Raw genomic sequence first — 18,019 nt, 5'->3', positions numbered from 1 at the left:
GCAAATGTTAGCCCGGATTCGCCGGCCCGGCCATATCGCGCGGCCGCGCCACCGCTGCCGCGAGCCGCGCCCGCACCGTCTGCGCCACGAACGCGCGGATGTCCGCAAGCACCGGTGTCGCCAGGTTCAGCGGCGGCAAGGTCGAAAGCAGCAACCGGATATGCCCGATCCCCGGATAGATCCTGGTATCCACGCTCGCCCCCACCGCCCGTAGCTTCGCCGCCAGCGAGGCCGTATTGGCCGGCGCCACCAGCCGATCCTGCGCCCCGGTCACCAACAGGCACGGCGGCGCCTCGGCATCGACATGCGCGATCGGCTGGGTATCCACCAGATCAGCCGCGTGCCCGAAAATCTTGCGATACACCGGCCCGGTGATCGGCAGAAAATCATACGGCCCCGCCAGCCCGATCGCCCCGGCCAGCAACCGCCGGTCCGATTTCGCCCCCGCCAGATACTCCGGCGCCAGTGCGAGCATCATCGCCAGATACGCCCCCGCCGAATGCCCCGCGACGAACACCGCCTCCGGATTGCCGCCATAGGCGCCAATCTCGCCAAACACCCACGCCGTCGCCTTGGCGGCATCATGAATGAAATCGGGATACCGCACATCCGGATACAGCCGGTAGTCCGGCACCACCACGATCAACCCGAGCCGCGCCAGCGCCGCACCGACGAACCGATACTCCGCCCGCGCGCCGCTCTGCCACGACCCGCCATAAAAAAACACCACCACCGGCAGCGGCGCGCGCTGCCGCGCCGGCCGATAGATATCAAGCCGGTGATACGGGTTCGGCCCATACACCACATCGCGCGTCAGCGCCGTGCCGTAGCGCGGCGCAAGAGCGTTCAAAAGATCGATCTGACTCGGCAGTTTCATCCGGCTGTTTCAATGACTAGGCAGTTGCTGCCCGGCACATCATGCCGGGTGGGTCGTTTCGGCCGGGTGGCATCCAAGGCGAACCAAGGCGCACGGCCGCACCCACACTGGCACGTTATCTGCAAAGCCCGTCCTTGCCTACCGAAATATCATTCATCTTCAGGAGAGCCCGCCATGATGCTTCCCGTCACCGCCGCCGCCGCGCAGCCGATCGCCTATGCCGGCGGCCTGGCTTCCACCGCCAAACCCGGCTTCGCCGCTGCCCTCCAGGCAACCCTCGCGCAGCTCCAAGCCACCAACCACGGCCTGACCGCCAATTCATCGGCCAACCATCACCACCACGACACCTCGTTGTTCGGCACCTCCGCCAGCAGCGGATCGGCCAGCAGCCTCACCATGCCGCCAATCTGATTGGCGTGCCCTAAAAATCCGGTTATGCCCGCCGCATGCCGGATCATCCCACCCGACCACCAATCCCGCACTGGGCCGGACTGCCGCTAGCCGCCCCGCTCGTGATGGGCATCCTCAACGTCACGCCGGACAGTTTTTCGGATGGCGGTGCCCACCCCGATCCCGCCGCCGCCATCGCCCACGGCCTCGCCATGCGCGCGTCCGGCGCCGCCATCATCGACATCGGCGGTGAATCGACCCGCCCCGGCGCCACCCCGGTGCCGCCCAACATCGAAGCCGCGCGCATCATCCCGATCATCCGCGCGCTCGCCGAAGCCGGCGTGGTGGTCTCGGTCGATACCCGCAACGCCCCCACCATGGCCGCCGCCCTCGATGCCGGGGCCGCCATCATCAACGACGTCTCAGCCCTCCGCCACGACGAACGCTCCGCCAAGCTGCTCGCCGAGCGCGGCGGCCCGGTCATCCTGATGCACATGCGCGGCACCCCCGCGACCATGAACTGCCAGGCCCACTACGCCGATCTCCTGACCGAAGTGATCGACGAACTCGCCGCCCGCCGCGACGCCGCCATCGCCGCCGGCATCGCACCCGCCGCCATCGCGCTCGACCCCGGCTTCGGCTTCGCCAAAATCGCCCACCAGAACATCACCCTGCTGCGCGGGCTCGATCGCCTGTGTGCGCTCGGTCACCCCATCCTGGTCGGCGTCTCGCGTAAACGCTTCATCGGCGACATCGCCCAGGTGCCCGAACCCGCCGCGCGCGACCCTGCCTCGCTCGCGGCTGCCCTGTTCGCAGCCCGCCACGGTGCTGCCATTCTCCGCGTGCACGACGTCGCCGGTACAGTGCAGGCGCTACGGGTATCCCAGGCGCTCGAACCGGCTTGATTATCGAACCGAAAAGGACTTCGCTCCGGCCATGAACCAGATCGCCCCCCAAACCCGCCCCCGCCGCCTGTTCGGCACCGATGGGATTCGCGGCCGCGCCAATGTCGCGCCGATGACCGCGGAAATCGCCCTCAAGCTCGGCCAGGCCGCCGGTCTGCTGTTCACCCGCGGCACCTATCGCCACCAGGTCATCATCGGCAAGGACACCCGCCTGTCCGGCTACATGCTGGAACCTGCACTCACCGCCGGCTTCATCGGCGCGGGCATGGATGTCACGCTCGCCGGCCCGCTGCCCACCCCGGCCATCGCCATGCTCACCCGCAGCCTGCGCGCCGATCTCGGCGTGGTGATCTCCGCCTCGCACAACCCGTTCGAAGACAACGGCATCAAACTGTTCGGCCCGGACGGCGCAAAACTCTCCGATGAAACCGAGTCCGAAATCGAAGACCTGATGGCGCAGGACCTCAGCGACCGTCTGGCCCATGCCTCCTCGCTCGGCCGCGCGATCCGTCTGGTCGATGCCGGCGGTCGCTACATCGAATCCGCGAAATCCAGCCTGCCGCGCGGCCTGCGGCTCGATGGGCTGCGCGTCGTGCTCGATTGCGCCAACGGCGCCGCCTACAAGGTCGCCCCCGCCGCGCTGTGGGAACTCGGCGCCGAGGTGATCCCCCTCGGCATCAACCCGGACGGGTTCAACATCAACAAGGATTGCGGCTCGACCGTGCCGGGCTTCCTCTCGGCCGCGGTGATCGAGCACGGTGCCCATCTCGGCGTCGCCCTCGATGGCGATGCCGATCGCGTCATCCTGGTCGATGAACGCGGCACCATCATCGATGGCGATCAGGTCCTCGCCCTGATCGCGCGCGCCTTCCAGGCCGATGGCCGGCTCGCCGGCACCGAAGTCGTCGCCACCGTGATGTCCAACCTCGGGCTCGAACGCTACCTCGCCGGCCTCGGCCTCGGCCTGCACCGCACCGCGGTCGGCGATCGCTACGTCGCCGAAGCCATGCGCGCCCGTGGCCTCAATCTCGGCGGCGAACAATCGGGCCATGTCATCCTGTCCGATTTCGCCACCACCGGCGATGGTCTGATCGCCGCGCTGCAGGTGCTCGCGGTGCTGGTGCGCGACGGCAGGCCGGCCAGCGCGGTCTGCCGCCTGTTCGAGCCGCTGCCGCAACGCCTGCGCAACGTGCGCTACCAGGGGGCTTCGCCGCTGCGTAGCGCCGCCGTGCTCGCCGCCCAGGCGGAAGCGGAAAAACGCCTCGAAGGCACCGGCCGCCTGCTGATCCGCGCCTCAGGCACCGAACCGCTGATCCGCGTGATGGCCGAGGGCGAGGACGAAGCGCTGATCGTCGCCATCGTCGATGAACTCTGCGCCGTGATCGAAGCGGCTTCGGCCCCAGCCGTGGCCTGATTGAACCCGCCGCGCATCCTCGCGATCGGCGGCTCTGACAGCGGCGGCGGCGCCGGCATCGAAGCCGACATCAAGACCATCACCGCCCTGGGCGGCTATGCCATGACCGCGATCACCGCCGTCACCGCGCAGGATACCGTCGCGATCCAGGCGATCACGCCGATCCCGCCCGCCATGGTCGGCCGCGCGATCGCCATGGTGCTGGCCGATATCGGCGTCGATGCTATCAAGATCGGCATGCTCGGCAGTGCGGCGATGGTCGAAACCATCGCCGCCGCCCTGGCACCCCTGCCGCGATCCCTGCCGATCGTGCTCGACACGATCCTCGCCGCCACCAGCGGCACGGACCTGCTCGACCCCGATGCGGCGGAAATCCTGCTGCGCGACCTGATGCCGCTGGCGACCCTGATCACCCCCAACCGGCACGAAGCCGCCAAACTCTCGGGCCACCCGATCGACACGCCCGCCGATGCCATCGCGGCGGCGCGCCTCCTGTGCGATCGCGGGGCTCGCGCGGTCCTGTTGAAAGGTGGGCATTTCGACGCCAGCGTGCTGATCGACCGGCTGATCACGCCCGATGATGTCCAATCCTTTCCCCAACCGCGCATCGACACAAGCCACACCCATGGCACCGGCTGCACCCTGGCCAGCGCCATCGCGCTCGGCTTGGCCGAGGGGCTCGATCTGCCGGCGGCGATCATCCGCGCGCAGGCTTTCCTGCAAGCCGCCCTGCGCGCCGCGCCGGGGTTTGGTGCCGGCCACGGCCCGATGGGCCATGCCGCCGCGGCACCCGGTCGCCCCCTTGCATGACAGGCGCATCGTCCTGATCTCTCGCGGGCCATAAACCAAGGAGGTCATCGCAATGAAAACACTGTATCACGCCCACGGCCACGCCACCGGCGGGCGCACCGGCCATGGCTCGACCGATGACGGCAAGCTCGATCTCGATCTGAGCACGCCGAAGGAACTCGGCGGCGACAGTGGCCCCGGCACCAACCCCGAGCAATTATTTGCGGTCGGCTTTTCCGCCTGCTTCCTCGGCGCGCTGAAATTCGTCGCGGGCCAGGAAAAGGTGAAGGTGCCGCCCGAAACCAAGGTTACCGCCGATATCGGCATCGGCCCGCGCGACGATGGCGCCGGCTTCGGCATCACCGCCCATCTGACCGTCTCGATCCCCGGGATGGACAAGGCGCAGGCCGAGGATCTGGTGAAAAAGGCCGAAATCGTCTGCCCCTACGCCCACGCCACGCGCGGCAATATCGACAGCCGGTTTACCGTCGCCTGATCATCGTTTGTTAATGTCTATCGGTTAAACCCGATGCCATGGTCATTATCCCGCCCATGGCATCGGCCCCGTCTCCGCATCACGGCCCGATGCGCAACCACTTAATGTACGCCGTACGACCGTGAGCGACCTGACCCAGGCATGGACCGGGCTGATCGCCGCGTGCCTGCTCTATGCGGCGGCCTGCGACATCTCGGTCCGGCTGATCCCGAACCGCCTCAGCGCCGCCGTCATCGCGCTGGCCCTGCCGTTCCGGCTCCTCGATCACGATCTGCTGCCCGGCATCGCGGTCACGCTCGTGATGTTCACGGTGCTGACCGGTGCCTGGCTGTTGCGCCTGATCGGCGGGGGCGACGTCAAATTCTGGACCGCCTGCTCCCTGCTGATCCCGCCCAGCGCCGCGGCGCAGGGATTGTTTTCGCTCCGCGTCATCCTGTGCGGCGGCGGCGTGGCGCTCGCCTATCTGACGTTGCGACTGTTGGTCCGCAGCACGCTTCCGATCGCCGCTTTGCCGCGCTCGCGCCGTTGGATCGCGCGGGTCTGGCGCGCCGAGCAATGGCGCGCACGGCGTAACGGATCGATCCCCTATGGCGTCGCCATCGCGCTCTCAGCCTGGGTGACCTTCGTGCCATCGGTGCCGCACTGATGAGCGGGCAGGGGAGCAAGATCCATGAGTGAAGCCCTTGCCGTCCGTAGCGGACAACCTGCCAAGCCGGTCCGTCGGCGCCCGGACCAACTCACGGTGCTCGGCTTCGTCACGGATGCGAACAGCGAAACCGTGCTGCGCGACGGATTGAACGACCTGGCCCAGAACGGCATCGCCAACACCGCCGATATCCGACGCGGCACCATCAAGACCGCGATCACCGCGATGATGCGCCTGGCCGCACCGCAGATCCTGGTGATCGACATCGCCGGTGACGATCAGCCGCTCCAATCGCTCGCGGCACTCTGCGATGTCATCGAACCCTCGATCAGCGTGCTGGTGCTCGGCGAGATCGACGATGTCGAATTATACCGCTCGATCAGCCGCCAGATCGGCGCGGTGGATTACATCTTCAAGCCGATCACCCGCGAAATGGTCGCGCGCTACTTTGCCTCGTTGATCACCAATGACTCCCACATCGTCGATGCGACGCGCGGTGGCCGCGTCGTCGCAATCACCGGCGCACGCGGCGGCGTCGGTGCCAGCACGGTCGCCTGTGCGCTGGCCTGGTTCCTCGGCGTCGAGTCCAACCGCCACACGTTACTGCTCGATGCCAATCCGTTCATCGGCGTGGCGCTCGATCGGTTCGGCGTCGAACCCCACCGATCGTTCGGTGACCTCCTGACCGAAACGGAAGGGACCCCGACCGAAGTATTCCTCGATGCCGCGGTACCCGTGCAGAATCGGCTCGCGGTGCTCGGTGCCCGGCCCCATCTGGCGTCCGAGCCCGATGCACCGGTCGGTGCCGCGCGGCGCATCATCGATGCGGTTCGATTCCGCTACAATTTCGTCGTGGTCGACCTGCCGGCCCTGCCGCTCCAGTCGCAGCGGGAGTTGCTCGAACTCACCCATCACCGGGTCATCGTGCTCGATCCAAGTGTGGCCGGGCTGCGCGATACACTCCGGCTGCTGGCAATTCCGAACAACCCCGGCCAGCCGCAACGCCCCACGATCCTCCTCAATCACGAGGGCAGGGCAGGGGGCTTGAAACGCAAACATATCGAGGAAGCACTCAAACGCCGGGTCGATGTTGCCGTCCCCACCCAGCCAAAATTATGGGGCACCACCACCCCGATCGGCAAACTGATCGCCGGCACCAAAGCGCCCCTCGCCCGCATGGTCCACGACCTCTCGCGCGAAATCGGCTTCGAATCCGGCCGCAAGATCGATCGGGCGTGATCTGATGCTGGCCGGCTTGGGAGGGTGGGGCGCCAGCAAGCAAGGCGGGGGGCTTTGCCCCCTCGACCCCCACTAAGGGCTTAGCCCTTAGAACCCGCTAGTTTTAGGCAAGGGGAGGGCGCTGCCTCGGTGGTTCAACTGATCTGGCCTGGGTCGCCCTCCCCTTGCCTAAAACTAATGGATTTTAAAGGCTCCGCCTTTAACGGGGTCCAGGGGCAGAGCCCCTGGCCTTGCTTGCTGGCGCCCCACCCCCCCGAAGCCGGCTGGCATCACGTCGTGCCGGGGCGGAGGTGATCTGGGATGGTGAAGCCGAGTCTTTGGGGGATGTCCCAGACTTCGTTGACTTGGCGGGTGATGCGAAATCCGGCGCGGCGATAGTTTGGCAGGGCGCGTGGGTGATCGGCGGTGCATGTATTCACGGTCATGCCGCGCACTGGGCCTGCGAACACGCGGTCGATTGCGGCGCCGAGCAGGGAGAAGCCGAGGCCTTGGCCGATCGCCTGGGGCAGCAGGCCGAAGTAGCTCAGGTTGATGTCTGGCCAGTAGGTTGCGTCGAGCTCGAAGAAACCGGCGGGTTCGCCGTTGTAGTTTAGGACGTGCACCGCGATTGCCGGGTCAGCGAGCAGGTGGGCCAGCATGTCATCGGGCATCATCCGGCGGAGCCACCACAGCCATGGCTGGCCGACGCGGTCGTACAGGGCGCGGTAGGTGCTGACATCGAGCCGACGCGCCGGTTCGATCACGGCGCCGGCCGGCAGGGGGTGCCATACGACCGGCGGTTTGCGGTCGAGCCGCATGAACGTCACCGTGACGATCACCCGATCGATCGCTTCGCCGGGCCGGGCGCGGGCGTAATCCAGCATATTCGCCTCAGTCTTCGAGGAAGCTCCGCAATTTCCGGCTGCGCGACGGGTGTTTGAGCTTGCGCAGCGCTTTCGCCTCGATCTGGCGGATGCGTTCGCGGGTCACGTTGAACTGTTGGCCCACTTCCTCGAGCGTGTGATCGGTATTCATGCCGATGCCGAACCGCATGCGGAGTACGCGTTCCTCGCGCGGGGTGAGCGAGGAGAGCACGCGCGTCGCGGCTTCGCGGAGGTTGGCATGAACCGCAGCATCGAGGGGTATGATCGCGTTCTTGTCCTCGATGAAATCGCCGAGGTGGCTGTCTTCCTCATCGCCGATCGGGGTTTCGAGGCTGATCGGCTCCTTGGCGATTTTCAGCACCTTGCGGACTTTTTCGAGCGGCATGCCGAGTTTTTCGGCGAGTTCTTCCGGTGTTGGTTCGCGGCCGATTTCATGCAGCATCTGGCGTGAGGTGCGCACCAGCTTGTTGATCGTTTCGATCATGTGCACCGGAATTCGGATGGTACGGGCCTGATCGGCGATGCTGCGGGTGATCGCCTGGCGGATCCACCAGGTGGCGTAGGTGCTGAATTTGTAGCCGCGGCGGTATTCGAATTTATCGACCGCCTTCATCAGGCCGATATTGCCTTCCTGGATCAGGTCGAGGAATTGCAGGCCACGGTTGGTGTATTTTTTGGCGATCGAGATGACGAGGCGGAGATTGGCCTCGATCATTTCCTTTTTGGCGCGCGTCGAATCGCGTTCGCCGCGCGATACGGTTGCGTAGACCCGGCGGAACTCCTCGATCGGCAGTTGCGCCTCGGCGGCGATGCGGCCGACCTGGGCGCGCAATTCGGTGATCTGTGTGCCATAGCGCGGCACGAACAGTTTCCAGCCCTTGCCGGGCAGTTTGGCCACTTCGTCGAGCCAGGCCGGGTCCATCTCGCGGCCGCGATAGGCTTTCAGAAACTCGTCGCGCGGCACTTTGCAGCTTTCGGCGAGCCGCATCATCTGGCCTTCCAGCCCGTTCATGCGCTGGTTGAGCTCCTTCAACTGGATCACCAATTCCTCGATCCGGTTGGTATGCAGCCGCACCTGCTCGACCTTTGCGACCAGTTCGTCGCGCAGTTTTTCGTAGGTTTTTTCCGAGCGGGTGCTGGCTTCCTCGCCGGCGTTCAGCGCGTCCAGCCGTTTGTGCTGGAGCTTCATGAACTTCTCGTAGAGCTTCTCGATTTCGGTGAAGGTTTCGAACACTTCGGGCTTGAGTTTTTCCTCGACCGCGGAGAGCGACATGCCGCTGCCTTCGGACTCTTCCTCGTCGTCGATTTCCTCGACCACGGGTGCCGACGGGTTGAACCCGGCATCGCCGCCGCCCTGGGTCGCTTCGAGGTCGATCACATCGCGGAGCAGCATCTTGCCGTCCTTGAGGGCCTCGTGCCACGAAATGATCGCGCGGAAGGTCAGCGGGCTTTCGCACAGACCGCCGATCATCATGTCGCGCCCGGCCTCGATCCGCTTGGCGATCGCGATTTCGCCCTCGCGCGAGAGCAGTTCGACCGTGCCCATCTCGCGCAGATACATCCGCACCGGGTCATCGGTCCGGCTGCCGCTGCTTTCGCTGATGTTGCCGGCCGGCGCTTCTTCGTCGGCCTCGACCGCTTCCTCTTCCTTTTCGGCGGCGGGCGCGGTTTCGGTATCTTCGGCTTCCTCGCCCTCGACCACCTGGATGCCCATTTCACTGAGCATCGACATCACGTCTTCGATCTGCTCGGAGCTGTTCTGGTCGGACGGCAGGACGGCGTTCAGCTCATCGAAGGTGATGTAGCCGCGCTCCTTGCCCTTCGCGATCAGTCGCTTGACCGAGGCGGATTGAATGTCGAGCGTGACCGTATCGGCCTCGGCCTCGGGTGCGGTGGTTTCGGTCTGGGTCGCCTGTTTCGTCGCCATCAGTCGTTAGTCTCCAAGGCAAGAGAGAGATCGCACATCATTCCGGTCAAAATACGGCATCGCTGTCGGATTCGCCGCGCTCGACTCGCTTGAGGGCAATCACGCATATGCGGTGCCGCTCGAAATTTTCAGGTGTCGGATCAGATTCGAAACGGAGTCTTTGCTCTTCGCATTGCACTTGCAGATGCTTCAAATTCATGAGCCCGTAGATCCCGTACCAAGATGCCTCCAACTCAGCCATCGCGGCTGCGTCATTGTCGGGAGCGCGTTGCGGCATGAGCGCGAGCAAGGGCTCGGCCACATCCCGCAGACCCGATTGGGTCAAATGGTTGAGCAGATCGTCCGAGTCAAGGGCTTTCGCTCCATGAAACCATTTTGCCATCGAATCGCGCAGCCGGGCGCAATCATCTGGCAGGTCGAGCAGGCCGAACGCTTCCTCCAGATCGGGAAATAGTGTCGGATGGCAAAGCAGAATTGCGGTCAGCAGCCGTGCGCGGCGCGCAGAGGTCGTTTCGGCATCGATCGAGGGGCGCGGCAGGACGATGTGCGGCGATGCGGGCCGGCCGCCGCCGTTGCGCCGGGCCTGCGTGCCGGCGGTGAAGGATTGGCGGCGTTCGGCATAGAGGCGGTCGATCAGGGATGCGCGATATTCGCCGGCCAGGGAACGATCCTCGATGCTGCGCGCCGCCGCTTCGAGGCGTTTGCGAAATGCGGCGCGGCCCTCCGGCGTGGTGCGCTGGGCACCCTCGGCCAGCATGTCGTAGAGGGTTTCGGCGAGATTGGGGGCGGCGGCGATCAGGGCTGCGAGGGCTGGCGCGCCTTCGCGGCGGACGAAACTGTCCGGATCGTCACCCTCCTTGAGCCTCAGGATGGCGAGCCCGCGATCCGGTGCGAGGGCTTTCAGGGCAAGCTCGGTCGAGCGCAGTGCGGCGCGTCGGCCGGCGGCGTCGCCATCGAAGCACAGCAGCGGGCGCGGCGAGATGCGCCATAATTCAGCGAGATGCGCCTCGGTCAGGGCGGTGCCGAGCGGGGCGACCGCGCCGGTGAAGCCGGCTTCGTGCAGGGCGATGACGTCCATATAGCCTTCGACGACGATGAGTGCAGCGCCGTTGCGGACGGCGGCGCGGGCGATGTCGAGCCCGTACAGGGTCTGGCGCTTGGAGAATAAATCGGTCTCCGGGCCGTTGAGATATTTCGGCTGGCCATCGCCGAGCAGGCGGCCGCCGAAGCTGATGATGCGGCCGCGACGGTCGCGGATGGGAAACATCACGCGAGCGAAGAAATAATCGACGGGGCCGCGCTCGCCGGCCTTCATCAACCCGGCCTCGATCATTTTGGCTGGCGTGATCTCCTGGCGCGCGAGGGCTTCGCGTAGGGTGCCCCGCCCTTCGCCGGACCAGCCGAGACCGAATCGCTCGATGATGGGCTCGCTCAGGCCGCGCCCACGCAGATAGGCGAGGGCCGTTGCACCCTGCGGGGTGCGCAGCAGGCGGCGATATTCCGCGCCGGCCGCTTCCAGCACATCGGACAGGTCGGCTTCGCGCCGCGCGGCTTCGGCGGCCTGGGGGGTGGGTTTGGGCACGGCGAGCCCGGCCTCGGCGGCGAGGCGTTCGACCGCTTCCATGAAGGCCGCACCTTCGTTCTGCATGACGAAGCTGATCGCATCGCCATGCGCGCCGCAGCCGAAGCAATGGTAGTGATCGTCATAGACATAGAACGACGGTGATTTTTCGTTATGGAACGGGCAGCAGCCCTTCTGGTCGCGCCCTGCGCGCTCGAGCCGCACCTTGCGCGCGACCAGCGGCGCGAGCGGGGTGCGGGCGCGCAATTCGTCCAGAAAATTGGGCGGCAGGCTCATGATGCGGCGAGTTTCGCCTTCACCGCGGCCGAGGCGGCGGCCATGTCGAGCGCCGGACCGTGGGCGGATTTCAGCGCGGCGATGACCTTGCCCATGTCTTTCGGGCCGGCGGCGCCGCTGGTGGTGATGGCCTGGGCGATGGCGGCATCGAGCGCTGCGCCGTGCAGGGTCTGGGGCAGGTAGGCTTCCAGGATGACGATTTCCGCGGCCTCCTGATCGGCGAGGTCGGGGCGGTTGCCCTGGCGGTACTGGGCTTCGGACTCGCGGCGGGTTTTCACCATGCCGCGCAGCAGTGCCACGATGTCTTCATCGGCGATCGCATCGATGCCTTTGGGGCGGGCTGCGATGTCGGCATCCTTCAGCTTGGCGGCGGCCATGCGCAGGGTGGAGACGGTCAGCGGCTGGCGGGCGAGCATCGCCGCTTTGAGGTCGGCCTGGATCTGGGTTCGTAAGGCGCTCATTTTGTCACTCCATTATCACCCCGGCGTACCGGAAACTATTTCCGCGACGGCCGGGGAAGGTTGGTTTCTGGTTGATCCCGGATTTAATTTCCGGCATACCCCATAATCATGCCAAAAACCATCGCTGAACTGATCGATCGTCTGGGTGGCGCTGAAGCCGCCGCCCGACTTACCATGGTTTCAACCGAGGCGGTTCGCAAATGGCGCAGTGCCGGCGCGATTCCGACCCGCCACTGGCCCGCGGTGCTGGCCGCGACCGGGTTTTCGTTGCAGGATCTGCCGGGCGGCAGCGCGCCGGATGCGGTGACGACGCGGCCGGATGCCGCGACGGCCGCGCTGGTGCTGGGTGATGGACGGGTGTTCTGGGGCAAGGGGTTCGGGGCGTTCAGCGCCGGGATGCCGGCTGAGCTGTGTTTTTCGACCGGTATGACCGGTTATCAGGAAACGCTGACCGATCCTTCGTTCGCCGGGCAGATCATTACGTTCACGTTTCCGCATATCGGCAATGTCGGTGCGAATGCTGAGGATATCGAGGCGGCGACGAGTTTTGCGCGCGGGTTGGTGATCAATCGGGATATCACCGCGCCGTCGAACTGGCGTGCGGCGGAGGGGTTGGAGCGTTGGTGCCAGCGCATGGGGCTGGCGGGGATTGCCGGGGTCGATACCCGCGCGTTGACCCGCGCGATCCGCGATGATGGGCCGCCGAATGCGCTGATTGCGTTTCCGCAGGATGGTCAGTTCGACCTCGATGCGCTGGTCTCGCGCGCGCGGGACTGGCCTGGCTTGGCGGGGATGGATCTGGCGCGCGAGGTTTCGTGCACGCAGACCTATGAATGGACCGAGACGCTGTGGGACCGGGTGAGCGGGTTTGGCCGGCAGACGGCGCCGCGCCATACCGTGGTTGCGGTCGATTTCGGGGCCAAGCGCAATATTTTCCGCAGTCTGGCGAGTGCGGGGTGCCGGGTGATCGTGGTGCCGGCGACGGCTTCGGCCGAGGATATTCTGCGCCACCGGCCGGATGGGGTGTTTTTGTCGAACGGCCCGGGTGATCCGGCGGCGACGGCGGCTTATGCGGTGCCGGCGATCCGTGGCGTGCTCGATGCCGGGGTGCCGCTGTTCGGTATTTGCCTCGGGCATCAGTTGCTCGCGCATGCGCTGGGGGGGACGACGTACAAGCTGGCGCGCGGGCATCGGGGGGCCAATCAGCCGGTGCAGGAGATTGCGACCGGGAAGGTTGAGATCACCAGCCAGAATCATGGGTTCGCGGTGGACGAGGCCTCGTTGCCGGCGGGTGTTGCGGTGACGCATCGCAGCCTGTTCGATGGGTCGAACGAGGGGATTGCGTGCGCCGGGAAGCGTTGTTTTTCGGTGCAATATCATCCTGAGGCGAGCCCTGGACCCTCCGATGCGCATCATTTGTTCGGGCGGTTCACGGCGATGTTGGCGGGGGGAGTATAGGGAGTTTACGGGGTTATACGGAGATTGGCGTATAACCGGGTAAACTTTGTATAACTGAGCGATGAACCCTGTTCGCAACCCTTTTTCACCCGGCGCCGGCACCAGGCCGCCTGAGCTGTGTGTCCGGGTTGGCCTACTGGAAGAAACGCGCGTTGCGATCGGGCGGGCGAAGCTGAGGCGGCCCGCAAAATCGATGATCGTGGTGGGGTTGCGTGGTGTGGGCAAGACCGTGCTGCTGAATGAATTTGATTATATGGCGCGAGATGCGGCGTGCTGCACGATCGTGATTGAGGCGCGCGAGTTGAGGCCGCCGCCCGATTTGCTGGCGCCGCCGTTGCGGCATGTGTTGCTGGAGTTTGATCGGCTGGATGAGAGATTTCCCCGGGCGCGGTTCGATCGGCTGACGCCGCGCGAGAAGCACTGGGTGCACGCTATGGCGAGGCGAACCTGCCAAGTTCTGGTCGGTATCGGTCCGGTGATTACAGCACAGGCGTTGAAATTGTCGTTCCGGGTGGTGAATGGGTGCGGAATAGCCTTATTCCGGAGGGCATGATCTATGCGCCTGCTCATGGTGACACAGCTTACACGGCACCGTTGGTTGACGGATTCTTAAGGCGGTCGATGTCAGTGCGTGCTAAAAATGGGGAGTTTGAACTTGGAAGAGCGTGAAGTTCTCGATCAGAGCGATTATTATGGATTGACATTAAATTCACTTGGAAGTCTCACCGAAAAATCTGACAAGCTCGAATTTTCGGTCACAGAGATATCCGATAACATGGGTATTGGTAGATCTAAAAATAGAATTTTATATTCTTTATTTGATTTAATCTTCCATGAACTTGTAAAATGCAGTGATGAATACTTCAATAACGATGAAGAAGTTAAAGATATATCATATCTTATGAATGCAATAGATAGTAATTATTATCTAACTGGAGACGGATTAGATAAATATGACGAAAACATAAAAATTAGAAAGAAACAAGAAAAAATAAAATCTGAAGAGCTTTCGCCAGATATTGAAATAATGATTTATATCTATAAAAAAATGATTGGGTTTTTATTTAGTTATCCGAGAATATTAGACGATAAACTTGATTCCGATCAAAAAGACGCATTGAGAAGTTTGGTCTCGAGGGGGTTCATCGAGCAAGTGCGGTCTGGCTGTCGATTTAAGATAACAGAGTCTGGAAAAAAATATTTGGAGGGTGAGGCGAAACTCCGTAACTTTGAATTGGAAGAATACGTGTCTGCACGAACCTCATTTAGTTCCTTTCTTCTGAGCTAAATTATAAACAGGGGTCTGGGGCCTAAGGCCCCAGCGGGTGCAGGGCAGAGCCCTGCTGCTTCCCTTCATCACTTAACGTAAGGACTAACCATGCCAAAGCGCACCGACCTGAAATCCATTCTGATCATCGGCGCGGGTCCGATCGTGATCGGCCAGGCTTGCGAGTTCGATTATTCCGGCGCGCAGGCGTGCAAGGCGTTGCGTGAGGAGGGGTATCGGGTTGTGTTGGTCAATTCCAATCCGGCGACGATCATGACTGATCCTGAGCTGGCGGATGCGACGTATATCGAGCCGATTACGCCGGAGATGGTGGAGAAGATCATCATCAAGGAGCGGCCGGATGCGTTGTTGCCGACCATGGGCGGGCAGACGGCGCTGAATACCGCGATGGCGCTGGCGAAATCGGGCGTGCTGGAAAAGCATGGGGTCGAGTTGATCGGCGCGAAGGCGGACGTGATCGATCGGGCGGAGGATCGGCTGAAGTTTCGCGATGCGATGGCCGAGATCGGGATTGAAAGTCCGAAGAGCGCGATTGCGCATTCGCTGGATGAGGCGCGGGCGGCGTTGGAGCTGGTGGGTTTGCCGGCGGTAATCCGGCCTTCGTTCACGCTGGGCGGCACGGGGGGCGGGATTGCGTTCAATCGCGAGGAGTTTCTGGAGATTGTTACCAGCGGGCTCGATGCATCGCCGACGACCGAGGTGTTGATCGAGGAGAGTGTGCTCGGCTGGAAAGAGTACGAGATGGAGGTGGTGCGCGATACGGCGGATAATTGCATCATTGTGTGTTCGATCGAGAATATCGATCCGATGGGCGTGCATACGGGTGATTCCGTAACGGTGGCGCCGGCGCTGACGCTGACGGACCGGGAATTCCAGATCATGCGGGATGCGTCGATTGCGTGTCTGCGCAAGATCGGGGTGGATACCGGCGGGTCGAACGTGCAGTTCGGCGTCAACCCGGCGGATGGGCGGATGGTGGTGATCGAGATGAATCCGCGGGTGTCGCGCTCGTCGGCGCTGGCTTCGAAGGCGACGGGATTCCCGATCGCCAAGATCGCGGCGAAGCTGGCGGTGGGGTATACGCTGGATGAGTTGCGCAACGATATTACGCAGGTGACGCCGGCGAGTTTCGAGCCGACGATCGATTACGTGGTGATCAAGATTCCGCGTTTCACCTTCGAAAAGTTTCCCGGCACGCCGGCGTTGCTGACGACGGCGATGAAGTCGGTCGGTGAGGCGATGGCGATCGGGCGCAATTTCGCCGAGGCGTTGCAGAAGGGGTTGCGTAGTCTGGAGACCGGGTTGTCCGGGCTCGATGAGGTCGAGGCGCCGGGGGATGGCACGCATGATGCGTTCCGCGCCGCGCTATCCACACCCCGGCCGGATCGGTTGTTGATCGCGGCACAAGCGTTGCGCGCCGGGCTGTCGGTTGCCGATATTCATGCGACGTCGAAATTCGACCCGTGGTTTTTGGAGCAGATGGCGGAGATTGTTGCGGCGGAGCGGCGGATTGTGACCGAGGGGTTGCCGGAGGATGCGATCGGGCTGCGGGCGGTCAAGGCGCTGGGATTTTCCGACAAGCGTCTCGCACAGCTGACCGGGCGGGAGGAGACATCGATCGCGGCGGAACGCGCCGCGCTTGGCGTGGTGCCGGTGTATCGGCGGATCGACAGTACGGCGGGCGAGTTCGCATCGGCGACGTCGTATATGTATGCGACGTATGAGGGCGGATTTGGCGTGCCGCATTGCGAAGCGGAACCGACCGACCGGCAGAAGATCGTCATTCTGGGCGGCGGGCCGAACCGGATCGGGCAGGGCATCGAGTTCGATTATTGCTGCGTCCATGCCGCCTATGCGCTGCGCGAGGCGGGGTATGAGACCATCATGGTCAATTGCAATCCCGAAACGGTTTCGACCGATTATGATACGTCGGACCGGCTGTATTTCGAGCCGCTGTTTGCCGAGGACGTGATTGCGCTGATCCGGCGTGAGCAGCAGAATGGCACGGTGCTGGGCTGCATCGTGCAGTATGGTGGGCAGACGCCGCTGAAGCTGAGCCAGGCGCTGGAGGATGCGGGGATTCCGATTTTGGGGACCTCGGCCGATGCGATCGATATTGCGGAAGATCGTGAGCGGTTCCAGGTTTTGTTGAAATCGCTCGGGTTGCGCCAGCCGGAAAACGGCATTGCTCGGTCGGCGGAGCAGGCTGAGGCGATCGTCGAGAAAATCGGGTTTCCGGTGGTGATCCGGCCGAGTTACGTGCTGGGCGGGCGGGCGATGGAGATTGTGTATGATCTGCCCAATCTGCGGCGCTACATGCGCGAGGCGGTAATCGTTTCGGGCAGCAATCCGGTGCTGATCGATCGGTATCTGAACGATGCGATCGAGGTGGATGTCGATTGCATCGCCGATGGCCAGACCGTGTATGTCGCCGGCGTGATGGAGCATATCGAGGAAGCCGGGATCCATTCGGGTGATAGCGCGTGCTCGCTGCCGCCCTACTCGCTCTCGCCCGCGGTGGTTGCCGAATTGCGCTCGGAGACCGAGGCGATGGCGAAGGCACTGAACGTGATCGGGCTGATGAACGTGCAGTTCGCGATTCAGCGCAACCAGGCGGGGGGTGACAATGTTTATGTGCTAGAGGTCAATCCGCGCGCGTCGCGCACGGTGCCGTTCGTGGCCAAGGCGACCGGTGTGTCGGTCGCGAAAATCGGCGCGCGGGTGATGGCGGGGGAACCACTTGCCTCGTTCGGCCTCGATGACAGCGTGATGCGCAGCCATGTCGCGGTGAAGGAGGCGGTGTTTCCGTTCGCGCGGTTCTCTGGCGTCGATGTGCTGCTCGGCCCGGAGATGAAATCGACCGGCGAGGTAATGGGGCTGGACGCGAGTTTCGCGCGCGCCTTCGCCAAGGCGCAGCTCGGTGCGGGGGTGAAGCTGCCGCGCGCCGGCACCGTGCTGCTGTCGGTGCGCGATGGCGACAAGGCGGCGATCGTTTCGATTGCGCGCCGCTTCGTCGATCTCGGGTTTGCCATCATGGCGACGCGGGGCACGGCGGCGCATCTGTCCGATGCGGGCATTACCGCGCGGGCGGTGAACAAGGTGCTGGAAGGCCGGCCGCATTGCGTCGATGCGATTCGCTCGGGCGAGGTGCAGCTGGTGATCAACACGGCGTCCGGCGCGCAGACGGTGGCGGATAGTTTCGATATCCGCCGCTCGGCGCTGACGCATGGGGTGCCGCATTTCACCACCATCGCCGGTGCGCGCGCGGCTTCGCACGCCATAGCAGCCCTGGCCGCGGGCAGTCTTGAAGTTGCGCCGCTTCAGTCGTATTTCCCCCAATCGTTTTAATCGGTGCCGTGGCCGGAAACCTCCGGTCACGGTGCGCGCGCTCATGCCAACCGCCTGCTG

General features: G+C 64.0%; 16 protein-coding genes. 11 read left to right on the top strand and 5 right to left on the bottom strand.

What is annotated here, in order from left to right; genetic code table 11:
• Nucleotides 1–7: 7 nt before the first annotated feature.
• Nucleotides 8–877: an alpha/beta hydrolase gene (locus B7X49_RS05370; RefSeq protein WP_286703377.1), complete on the bottom strand. Its 870-nt coding sequence runs from the start codon at nt 875–877 to the stop codon at nt 8–10.
• 174 nt (nt 878–1,051) lie between these two features.
• Here B7X49_RS05370 and B7X49_RS05365 point away from each other — a divergent pair, with 174 nt between their 5' ends.
• The 7 genes from B7X49_RS05365 (at nt 1,052) to B7X49_RS05335 (ending at nt 6,756) form a co-directional block, all read left to right on the top strand.
• Nucleotides 1,052–1,288 (top strand): hypothetical protein, encoded by a 237-nt coding sequence (locus B7X49_RS05365; RefSeq protein ID WP_286703376.1) that lies wholly within the window; start codon nt 1,052–1,054, stop codon nt 1,286–1,288.
• A gap of 35 nt (nt 1,289–1,323) precedes the next feature.
• Nucleotides 1,324–2,172, top strand: a complete 849-nt coding sequence (gene folP / locus B7X49_RS05360; protein WP_286703375.1) for a dihydropteroate synthase — start codon at nt 1,324–1,326, stop codon at nt 2,170–2,172.
• A 31-nt stretch (nt 2,173–2,203) separates the two neighbouring features.
• Complete coding sequence (gene glmM, locus B7X49_RS05355; RefSeq protein WP_286703374.1) at nt 2,204–3,586, top strand: phosphoglucosamine mutase; 1,383 nt, start codon at nt 2,204–2,206, stop codon at nt 3,584–3,586.
• On the top strand, nt 3,587–4,396 hold the full coding sequence (gene thiD / locus B7X49_RS05350) for a bifunctional hydroxymethylpyrimidine kinase/phosphomethylpyrimidine kinase (RefSeq protein WP_286703373.1): 810 nt from the start codon (nt 3,587–3,589) through the stop codon (nt 4,394–4,396).
• Nucleotides 4,397–4,448: 52 nt separating this feature from the next.
• Nucleotides 4,449–4,871: an organic hydroperoxide resistance protein gene (locus B7X49_RS05345; protein ID WP_286703372.1), complete on the top strand. Its 423-nt coding sequence runs from the start codon at nt 4,449–4,451 to the stop codon at nt 4,869–4,871.
• Nucleotides 4,872–4,992: 121 nt separating this feature from the next.
• Nucleotides 4,993–5,517, top strand: a complete 525-nt coding sequence (locus B7X49_RS05340) for a prepilin peptidase (protein ID WP_286703371.1) — start codon at nt 4,993–4,995, stop codon at nt 5,515–5,517.
• A gap of 24 nt (nt 5,518–5,541) precedes the next feature.
• Nucleotides 5,542–6,756 (top strand): cellulose synthase operon protein YhjQ/BcsQ, encoded by a 1,215-nt coding sequence (locus B7X49_RS05335; RefSeq protein ID WP_029314113.1) that lies wholly within the window; start codon nt 5,542–5,544, stop codon nt 6,754–6,756.
• A gap of 269 nt (nt 6,757–7,025) precedes the next feature.
• Here B7X49_RS05335 and B7X49_RS05330 read toward each other — a convergent pair whose 3' ends face one another.
• Genes B7X49_RS05330 through B7X49_RS05315 form a run of 4 tightly spaced genes read right to left on the bottom strand, consistent with a single transcriptional unit; the run spans nt 7,026 to nt 11,865 of the window.
• Nucleotides 7,026–7,619, bottom strand: coding sequence for a GNAT family N-acetyltransferase (locus B7X49_RS05330; protein ID WP_286703370.1), 594 nt, complete (start codon nt 7,617–7,619; stop codon nt 7,026–7,028).
• A 7-nt stretch (nt 7,620–7,626) separates the two neighbouring features.
• The gene (gene rpoD / locus B7X49_RS05325) at nt 7,627–9,546 is read right to left on the bottom strand and encodes an RNA polymerase sigma factor RpoD (protein ID WP_286703369.1); all 1,920 of its coding nucleotides are present in this window, start codon (nt 9,544–9,546) and stop codon (nt 7,627–7,629) included.
• 46 nt (nt 9,547–9,592) lie between these two features.
• Entirely contained in the window at nt 9,593–11,404 is a 1,812-nt protein-coding gene (gene dnaG, locus B7X49_RS05320; RefSeq protein WP_286703368.1) for a DNA primase, read from the bottom strand.
• Nucleotides 11,401–11,865: a GatB/YqeY domain-containing protein gene (locus tag B7X49_RS05315; protein ID WP_286703367.1), complete on the bottom strand. Its 465-nt coding sequence runs from the start codon at nt 11,863–11,865 to the stop codon at nt 11,401–11,403. Before B7X49_RS05315 ends, dnaG begins: the two co-directional genes overlap by 4 nt.
• A 108-nt stretch (nt 11,866–11,973) precedes the next feature.
• Between B7X49_RS05315 and carA the strand changes: the two genes are divergently transcribed.
• From carA to carB, 4 genes are all read left to right on the top strand, one after another.
• Nucleotides 11,974–13,323: a glutamine-hydrolyzing carbamoyl-phosphate synthase small subunit gene (carA, locus tag B7X49_RS05310; RefSeq protein WP_286703366.1), complete on the top strand. Its 1,350-nt coding sequence runs from the start codon at nt 11,974–11,976 to the stop codon at nt 13,321–13,323.
• Between the two features lie 193 nt (nt 13,324–13,516).
• A complete protein-coding gene (locus tag B7X49_RS05305; RefSeq protein WP_286838512.1) occupies nt 13,517–13,876 on the top strand; it encodes a hypothetical protein in 360 nt (119 codons plus the stop codon).
• A gap of 102 nt (nt 13,877–13,978) precedes the next feature.
• On the top strand, nt 13,979–14,611 hold the full coding sequence (locus B7X49_RS05300; RefSeq protein ID WP_286703364.1) for a hypothetical protein: 633 nt from the start codon (nt 13,979–13,981) through the stop codon (nt 14,609–14,611).
• Between the two features lie 90 nt (nt 14,612–14,701).
• Nucleotides 14,702–17,959 (top strand): carbamoyl-phosphate synthase large subunit, encoded by a 3,258-nt coding sequence (gene carB / locus B7X49_RS05295; RefSeq protein ID WP_286838510.1) that lies wholly within the window; start codon nt 14,702–14,704, stop codon nt 17,957–17,959.
• The last annotated feature ends 60 nt before the right edge of the window (nt 17,960–18,019 follow it).

The organism is Acidiphilium sp. 34-64-41, assembly GCF_002282635.1.
Classification (GTDB): Bacteria; Pseudomonadota; Alphaproteobacteria; order Acetobacterales; family Acetobacteraceae; genus Acidiphilium; species Acidiphilium rubrum.
The sequence above is the reverse complement of the archived record's forward strand: the minus strand, read 5'-3'. Positions and strand labels throughout refer to the sequence as shown.

What these genes read in the sequence shown, in the direction of transcription:
- glmM (WP_286703374.1), top strand. Translation starts at nt 2,204, where the DNA reads ATGAACCAGATCGCCCCCCAAACCCGCCCCCGCCGCCTGTTCGGCACC.
- carA (WP_286703366.1), top strand. Translation starts at nt 11,974, where the DNA reads ATGCCAAAAACCATCGCTGAACTGATCGATCGTCTGGGTGGCGCTGAA.
- folP (WP_286703375.1), top strand. Translation starts at nt 1,324, where the DNA reads ATGCCGGATCATCCCACCCGACCACCAATCCCGCACTGGGCCGGACTG.
- carB (WP_286838510.1), top strand. Translation starts at nt 14,702, where the DNA reads ATGCCAAAGCGCACCGACCTGAAATCCATTCTGATCATCGGCGCGGGT.
- B7X49_RS05305 (WP_286838512.1), top strand. Translation starts at nt 13,517, where the DNA reads ATGATCGTGGTGGGGTTGCGTGGTGTGGGCAAGACCGTGCTGCTGAAT.
- B7X49_RS05345 (WP_286703372.1), top strand. Translation starts at nt 4,449, where the DNA reads ATGAAAACACTGTATCACGCCCACGGCCACGCCACCGGCGGGCGCACC.
- B7X49_RS05315 (WP_286703367.1), bottom strand. Translation starts at nt 11,865, where the DNA reads ATGAGCGCCTTACGAACCCAGATCCAGGCCGACCTCAAAGCGGCGATG.
- B7X49_RS05365 (WP_286703376.1), top strand. Translation starts at nt 1,052, where the DNA reads ATGATGCTTCCCGTCACCGCCGCCGCCGCGCAGCCGATCGCCTATGCC.
- dnaG (WP_286703368.1), bottom strand. Translation starts at nt 11,404, where the DNA reads ATGAGCCTGCCGCCCAATTTTCTGGACGAATTGCGCGCCCGCACCCCG.
- B7X49_RS05370 (WP_286703377.1), bottom strand. Translation starts at nt 877, where the DNA reads ATGAAACTGCCGAGTCAGATCGATCTTTTGAACGCTCTTGCGCCGCGC.
- B7X49_RS05330 (WP_286703370.1), bottom strand. Translation starts at nt 7,619, where the DNA reads ATGCTGGATTACGCCCGCGCCCGGCCCGGCGAAGCGATCGATCGGGTG.
- rpoD (WP_286703369.1), bottom strand. Translation starts at nt 9,546, where the DNA reads ATGGCGACGAAACAGGCGACCCAGACCGAAACCACCGCACCCGAGGCC.
- B7X49_RS05335 (WP_029314113.1), top strand. Translation starts at nt 5,542, where the DNA reads ATGAGTGAAGCCCTTGCCGTCCGTAGCGGACAACCTGCCAAGCCGGTC.